The organism is Streptomyces sp. NPDC059524 (assembly GCF_042749255.1).
In the GTDB taxonomy this organism is placed as follows: Bacteria; Actinomycetota; Actinomycetes; order Streptomycetales; family Streptomycetaceae; genus Streptomyces; species Streptomyces xanthii.
The window spans coordinates 21,696-28,590 of record NZ_JBHYTK010000109.1 but is presented as its reverse complement, the minus strand read 5'-3'; the positions used below and the strand labels follow the sequence as shown (position 1 = coordinate 28,590).

Below are 6,895 nucleotides of genomic sequence, written 5' to 3'. Positions count from 1 at the left end.
AAACGCCCGGTTACATTCCGAACCCGGAAGCTAAGCCTCACAGCGCCGATGGTACTGCAGGGGGGACCCTGTGGGAGAGTAGGACGCCGCCGAACTCCTTTTGATAAAGCCTCTGGTCCTGAGCATTCTGCTCGGGGCCAGAGGCTTTTTTGCGTTTGGGGGTGACCCGGCGGCGAGGCCGGCCAGGGCCAAGGGTAAGGTCAGGGGGCATCGTTGGCTCGTTTCCCACAGGAGGCCCCCGGGTGGAGGTCCAGGAGACCCGTGTCCAGACGGACCGGGTCCTCACCATCCCGAACATCCTCAGCATGGCGCGTCTCGTCGGCGTACCCCTCTTCCTGTGGCTGATCCTCAGGCCGGAGTTCGGCGGCCCCAAGAGCGACGGCTGGGCGCTGCTGGTGCTCGCGCTGAGCGGTGTCAGCGACTATCTCGACGGCAAGCTCGCCCGGCGCTGGAATCAGATCAGCAGTCTCGGCCGGCTCCTCGACCCCGCCGCGGACCGGCTCTACATTCTGTCCACTCTCGTCGGACTGACCTGGCGCGAGATTCTTCCGCTGTGGTTGACCGCCGTACTTTTGGCACGTGAACTGGTTCTGCTGGTGATGGTGGGGATCCTCCGCCGTCACGGCTATCCTCCGCCGCAGGTGAACTTCCTGGGCAAGGCGGCCACGTTCAACCTCATGTACGCCTTCCCGTTGCTGCTTCTGAGCGACGGAAGTGGCTGGATCCATGAACTCGCTGCTATTTTCGGATGGGCGTTCGCCGGATGGGGTACAACGCTGTACTGGTGGGCAGGGATCCTCTACATGGTTCAGGTCCGCCGACTTGTCAGGGCGGACTCCATGGCCGATTGAGCTCGTCGTTGAGCGTTGGCTGAGGCCGGATGGCCCGCGCCACCAGATCCGCGGGCCATTTACAGCGGGCGAAGTCGGCTAGACCGTCGTCTCTTCAAGGAGGACGCTTCCGACATGAAGGCCGTCGTGATGGCCGGAGGCGAAGGCACACGCCTCCGCCCGATGACCTCGAGCATGCCCAAACCGCTCCTGCCTGTGGCGAACAGGCCGATCATGGAGCACGTGCTCAGGCTGCTCAAACGGCATGGGCTCACCGAAACCGTCGTCACCGTGCAGTTCCTGGCCTCAATGGTCCGGAACTATTTCGGGGACGGCGAAGACCTCGGGATGGAGCTCACGTATGCCAACGAGGAGAAGCCGCTCGGCACTGCCGGCAGTGTGAAGAATGCCGAGGAAGCGCTGAAGGACGACGCTTTCGTCGTGATCTCCGGCGATGCGCTGACCGACTTCGACCTCACCGAGCTCATCGAATTCCACAAGGAAAAAGGTGCGCTCGTCACCGTCTGCCTGACCCGCGTGCCCAATCCGCTGGAATTCGGCATCACCATTGTCGACGAAGAGGGCAAGGTCGAGCGCTTTCTCGAGAAGCCGACCTGGGGGCAGGTCTTCTCGGACACCGTGAACACGGGCATCTATGTCATGGAGCCCGAGGTCTTCGACTACGTCCAGGCCGATGTTCCCGTGGACTGGTCCGGCGACGTCTTCCCGCAGCTCATGAAGGAAGGCAAGCCCATCTACGGCTATGTCGCCGAGGGCTACTGGGAGGACGTCGGCACCCATGAGAGCTATGTGAAGGCCCAGGCCGACGTGCTCGAGGGGAAGGTCGACGTCGAGCTCGACGGATTCGAGATCTCGCCGGGCGTCTGGGTCGCCGAAGGGGCCGAGGTGCATCCCGACGCCGTTCTGCGCGGGCCGCTGTTCATCGGTGACTACGCCAAGGTCGAGGCCGGCGTCGAGATCCGCGAACACACCGTCGTCGGGTCGAACGTCGTCGTGAAGAGCGGCGCCTTCCTGCACAAGGCCGTCCTCCACGACAACGTCTACATCGGCGAGCAGAGCAATCTGCGCGGCTGCGTCGTCGGCAAGAACACCGACATCATGCGGGCCGCCCGCATCGAGGACGGCGCCGTCATCGGCGACGAGTGCCTGGTCGGCGAGGAATCGATCGTCCAGGGCAACGTACGCGTCTACCCGTTCAAGACGATCGAGGCCGGTGCCTTCGTCAACACCTCGGTCATCTGGGAGTCCCGCGGCCAGGCCCATCTGTTCGGGGCCAGGGGCGTCTCGGGGATCCTGAACGTGGAGATCACCCCCGAGCTCGCCGTCAGGCTCGCGGGGGCGTACGCCACGACGCTGAAGAAGGGTTCCACCGTCACGACCGCCCGCGACCACTCACGTGGTGCCCGGGCGCTCAAGAGAGCCGTGATCTCGGCGCTGCAGACCAGCGCCATCGACGTACGGGACCTGGAGAACGTGCCGCTGCCGGTGGCGCGCCAGCAGACGGCGCGGGGGAGCGCCGGCGGCATCATGATCCGTACGACTCCCGGCGTCCCGGACTCCGTCGACATCATGTTCTTCGACGAGCGGGGCGCCGATCTGTCCCAGGCCAGTCAGCGAAAGCTCGACCGCGTGTACGCGCGGCAGGAGTACCGGCGTGCCTTCCCCGGGGAGATCGGGGATCTGCACTTCCCGTCCAGTGTGTTCGACTCGTACACCGGGTCGCTGCTGCGGAACCTCGACACCACGGGGATCGCGGACGCGGGGCTCAAGGTCGTCGTGGACGCCTCCAACGGCAGTGCGGGGCTGGTGCTGCCGAGTCTCCTGGGGCGGCTCGGTGTCGACTCGCTGACCATCAACCCGGGGCTCGACGAGTCGCGGCCCACCGAGTCGGCCGACACCCGGCGCTCGGGGCTCGTGCGGCTCGGGGAGATCGTGGCGTCGGCGCGGGCCGCGTTCGGAGTGCGGTTCGACCCCGTGGGCGAGCGGCTGTCGCTCGTCGACGAGAAGGGACGGATCGTCGAGGACGACCGGGCCCTGCTCGTGATGCTCGACCTGGTGGCCGCCGAGCGGCGCAGCGGGCGGGTCGCGCTCCCGGTGACGACCACGCGGATCGCCGAGCAGGTCGCGGCGTACCACGGCACCCAGGTCGAGTGGACGACGACGTCCCCCGACGATCTGACCCGGGTCGGCCGTGAGGACGGCACGATCTTCGGTGGTGACGGGCGCGGCGGGTTCATCGTGCCCGAGTTCAGCAGTGTCTTCGACGGGGCCGCGGCGTTCGTACGGCTCATCGGACTGGTGGCCCGTACGCAGCTCACGCTGAGCCAGATCGACGCCCGGATCCCGCGGGCGCACGTGCTCAAGCGGGACCTGGCGACGCCGTGGGCCGTGAAGGGGCTCGTCATGCGCCGGGTCGTGGAGGCGGCCGGCGACCGGTCCGTGGACACGACGGACGGTGTGCGGGTCGTCGAGGCCGACGGGCGCTGGGTCATGGTGCTGCCCGACCGGGCCGAGGCCGTCACCCATCTGTGGGCCGAGGGGCCCGACGACGCCTCCGCCCAGCAGTTGCTCGACGAGTGGTCGGCGGTCGTCGACAGCGCCGGGAGCTGACACCCGCCCGGCCGTCGTCGGGCGCCCCGGACCGGGTGCCCGACGACGGTCGGTGGGGCCATTCGGAGGTAGTGGCCGCGACGTGCGACGATGTGCGGCATGCCGCAGCCGCCCCCCGTTCGGCGCACACCTCAGCGCCCCGCACGCCCCGACGCGTCCATGTCGCTGCTGAACAACGTGATGGACCACAGCCTGGACGACGGGTACGCGGAGGCCGCGGCTCGTAAGCGGGCCGAGGGACAGAGCGGCATGCCGAAGACGCTGCGGGCCAAGCTGGGGCTCGCGGCCGGGCTCGTCCTCGCCGCGCTGGTCGTGACGGTCGGCGCCGCACAGGCGCGGGTGGCCGCGCCGGTCGTGGCCAAGGAGCGCGAGGAGCTCATCGACCGGATCAACCAGGAGACCGAGTCCGCCGACACCCTCGAGGGCGAGGTCGACTCGCTGCGCACGCACGTGGGCGACATGCAGCGCGAGGCCCTGAAGAAGCACGGCGGTGACAAGGGCGAGCTGATGGGCGTCCTGTCCGGTGCCCTCGCCGTGCACGGGCCGGGGGTCAGGCTCGTCGTCGACGACGCCAAGTCCGCGCAGACGGAGGGCGGGAGCGGGCCGCGCGAGAGCGCCGGGTTCGCCGACACGGGCCGGGTGCGCGACCGGGACCTGCAGCGCGTGATCAACGGCCTGTGGCAGTCCGGCGCCGAGGCCGTCAGCATCAACGGGCAGCGCCTCACCGCGCTGTCCGCGATCAGGGCCGCGGGTGACGCGATACTGGTCGACAACAAGCCGCTGGTGCCGCCGTACACGGTGCTCGCGGTGGGGGACGGGCAGCGGCTGAGCACACGGTTCCAGGACAGCCCCGACGGGCTGTACCTGCACGCCCTGAAGGAGAACTTCGGGATCAGGACCAGCATTTCGGCGCAGGACGACCTCAGACTCCCCGCCGCCCCCAGCGTGATCGTTCGTACAGCACAGCCGAGAGCAGAGCAGAAGGGCACATCGTGATCGCCGTACTGGGCCTCGTCGTGGGAGTCGTGGTCGGGCTGTTCGTCCGGCCCGAGGTTCCGGCGGTCGTCGAGCCTTACCTTCCCATCGCCGTGGTGGCCGCGCTCGACGCGGTGTTCGGCGGACTGCGCGCCATGCTGGACGGGATCTTCGACGACAAGGTCTTCGTCGTCTCCTTCCTGTCGAACGTCGTGGTGGCCGCGCTGATCGTCTTCCTCGGCGACAAGCTGGGTGTCGGCGCGCAGCTGTCGACCGGCGTCGTCGTCGTGCTCGGCATCCGCATCTTCTCCAACGCTGCCGCGATCCGGCGGCACGTCTTCCGGGCGTGAGGCCGATGAGCGACGCAGCAGACGACGCAGCAGAAAACGACGGCGGCGAGGCGCAGGAGCGGGCGCAGGCGAACCCGCTGCGCAAGGAGCTGCCGGCGGAGGTGGAGCCGGGCGAGGGCGCGACACAGGCCGAGCCCGAGGGTCCCGCGCCGCTGACCGGGCGCCGGCGGCTGGTGAAGAGCCTGTGGCCACCGCGCGTGTCGCGCGCCCAACTGACGGTCGCCGTGCTGCTGTTCGTGCTGGGCCTCGGTCTGGCCATCCAGGTGCGTTCGAACAGCGACAACAGCGCCCTGCGCGGAGCACGTCAGGAAGATCTCGTACGCATCCTCGATGAACTCGACGACCGGACTCAGCGTCTGGAGGATGAGAAGCAAGGTCTCGAGGACCAGCGGGCCGAGTTGGAGAACAGCTCGGACCAGGCCGAGGAGGCCCGCAAGCAGACCGTCGAGAAGGAACGTCAACTCGGCATTCTGGCGGGCACCGTGGCCGCGCAGGGCCCCGGGATCACCATGACCGTCACGGACACGAAGGGGGCCGTCGAGGCCGACATGCTGCTCGACGCGATCCAGGAACTGCGGGCGGCGGGCGCCGAGGCGATCCAGGTCAACGACGTCCGTGTCGTGGCGAACACCTACCTGACGGACGGAACCGGAGGGAAGGGCGTGAGCGTCGACGGGCACAAGATCGCCCAGCCGTACGTTTTCAAGGTCATCGGCAAACCGCAGGACCTGGAACCGGCCCTCAACATCCCCGGAGGTGTGGTGCAGACGTTGGAGAAGGAGCAGGCCACAGTGGCTGTGAGCCGTTCGGAGAAGATCGTCGTGGACGCCTTGCGGGCAGCGCAGCGGCCTGACTACGCTCGGTCGTCCTCGCAGTGAGGCGGAGGTGCATGGTGGACGCCGTGCGAGGGCATGAGGTTGCGGGGGGTCGGCGCATCCCGGGCGGGGTGCGTGGTGGAAACTGTTTTGCGGATACGGACGTTGTGAGGATGTCCGTGTCGGAGATGTACGCCGATGTGTGCAGTCAGGGTTCGTCCTGCCCCACGGGCGGGTCTGTTTCGGTCAAGGGGAATCGCCCGTGAAGTTGTTTGCGAAGTTGTTCGGCAAGAGCGCACGTGAGGACGCACGTCACCGCGCGCCGCGCCAAGGTGACGTGCCGGAGACCCAGGTGGGCGAGCGCCCCCTGTTCCGGGACGAGGTCGGCGGAGACAATTCGGGCGGACAGGGCGCGTCGTCTGTTGACCCTGCCGGTTCCGGCCGCATAGGTTTCGGGGAACCGTCAACCTCAGGTACGGGTGGAGGGTTCGGTTCCGCCCCGTACGCGTCCCAAGCCCCCGCGGGGCAGCCGCGGCAGGAGGATCCGTCCATGTCGGCCCTGGTGTGTACGAGGTGCGGGAACAGGAACGGCGAGAACAGCCGGTTCTGCTCCAACTGCGGTGCGCCGCTGCGGGGCGGTGCCGTGCCGGAGGGCCCGTCCGAGACGACGTCCACGATCTCCATCTCGGGGCTCGAGTCGTACGACCCGGAGGCCACCGGCCAGACGCAGCTGCCCGCCCTGTCGCCCGAGGCGCAGGCCGCGGTCGACGCGCTGCCGATGGGCTCGGCGCTCCTGGTGGTGCGGCGCGGTCCGAACTCGGGCAGCCGCTTCCTCCTGGACGGCGAACTGACCACGGCGGGCCGTCACCCGCAGAGCGACATCTTCCTCGACGACGTGACCGTGTCGCGCCGTCACGTGGAGTTCCGTCGCCAGCAGGACGGCACGTTCAGCGTCGCCGACGTGGGCAGCCTGAACGGGACGTACGTGAACCGTGAGCGCATCGACTCCGTGACGCTGCACAACGGCGACGAGGTGCAGATCGGCAAGTACCGGCTGGTCTTCTACGCGAGCCAGCGAGGTATCTGACCCGTCAGCGAACCTTCAGGAAGGTCCATGCTTCACACACCGAGGGGCGGGGCCCCCGGCGGGGCCCCCCCCCGCGCGCGCCGGGGGGGGGCGGGGCGGGCCCGGGGGGGGGTAGAGGCAGAGGGCGATTGCGACGAAGGTGAGTGTGCGCGCGCGGGGGGGGCGGCGGGGGCTGGAGAACACTACCCACATCCCCCCCGCGCGGGG

The 6,895-nt window shown here is 68.6% G+C and carries 6 protein-coding genes and 1 rRNA gene; all 7 read left to right on the top strand.

Annotated elements, in window-relative coordinates; genetic code table 11:
• Positions 1-95: ribosomal RNA gene (gene rrf / locus ACFW9D_RS26470) — 5S ribosomal RNA — on the top strand; the annotation flags it as partial.
• Between the two features lie 147 nt (positions 96-242).
• A complete protein-coding gene (locus ACFW9D_RS26465; protein WP_188340111.1) occupies positions 243-851 on the top strand; it encodes a CDP-alcohol phosphatidyltransferase family protein in 609 nt (202 codons plus the stop codon).
• Positions 852-965: 114 nt separating this feature from the next.
• The gene (locus ACFW9D_RS26460; RefSeq protein ID WP_188340112.1) at positions 966-3,461 is read left to right on the top strand and encodes a mannose-1-phosphate guanyltransferase; all 2,496 of its coding nucleotides are present in this window, start codon (positions 966-968) and stop codon (positions 3,459-3,461) included.
• Positions 3,462-3,551: 90 nt separating this feature from the next.
• A complete protein-coding gene (locus tag ACFW9D_RS26455) occupies positions 3,552-4,457 on the top strand; it encodes a DUF881 domain-containing protein (protein ID WP_384625594.1) in 906 nt (301 codons plus the stop codon).
• Positions 4,454-4,786: a small basic family protein gene (locus tag ACFW9D_RS26450; protein ID WP_008749169.1), complete on the top strand. Its 333-nt coding sequence runs from the start codon at positions 4,454-4,456 to the stop codon at positions 4,784-4,786. The genes ACFW9D_RS26455 and ACFW9D_RS26450 overlap by 4 nt, the downstream gene beginning before the upstream one ends.
• Positions 4,787-4,791: 5 nt before the next feature.
• Positions 4,792-5,664: a DUF881 domain-containing protein gene (locus tag ACFW9D_RS26445; protein ID WP_384625591.1), complete on the top strand. Its 873-nt coding sequence runs from the start codon at positions 4,792-4,794 to the stop codon at positions 5,662-5,664.
• An 82-nt stretch (positions 5,665-5,746) separates the two neighbouring features.
• The gene (locus ACFW9D_RS26440; protein ID WP_188341677.1) at positions 5,747-6,688 is read left to right on the top strand and encodes an FHA domain-containing protein; all 942 of its coding nucleotides are present in this window, start codon (positions 5,747-5,749) and stop codon (positions 6,686-6,688) included.
• Positions 6,689-6,895 lie beyond the last annotated feature (207 nt).

What these genes read in the sequence shown, in the direction of transcription:
- ACFW9D_RS26460 (WP_188340112.1), top strand. Translation starts at nt 966, where the DNA reads ATGAAGGCCGTCGTGATGGCCGGAGGCGAAGGCACACGCCTCCGCCCG.
- ACFW9D_RS26455 (WP_384625594.1), top strand. Translation starts at nt 3,552, where the DNA reads ATGTGCGGCATGCCGCAGCCGCCCCCCGTTCGGCGCACACCTCAGCGC.
- ACFW9D_RS26445 (WP_384625591.1), top strand. Translation starts at nt 4,792, where the DNA reads ATGAGCGACGCAGCAGACGACGCAGCAGAAAACGACGGCGGCGAGGCG.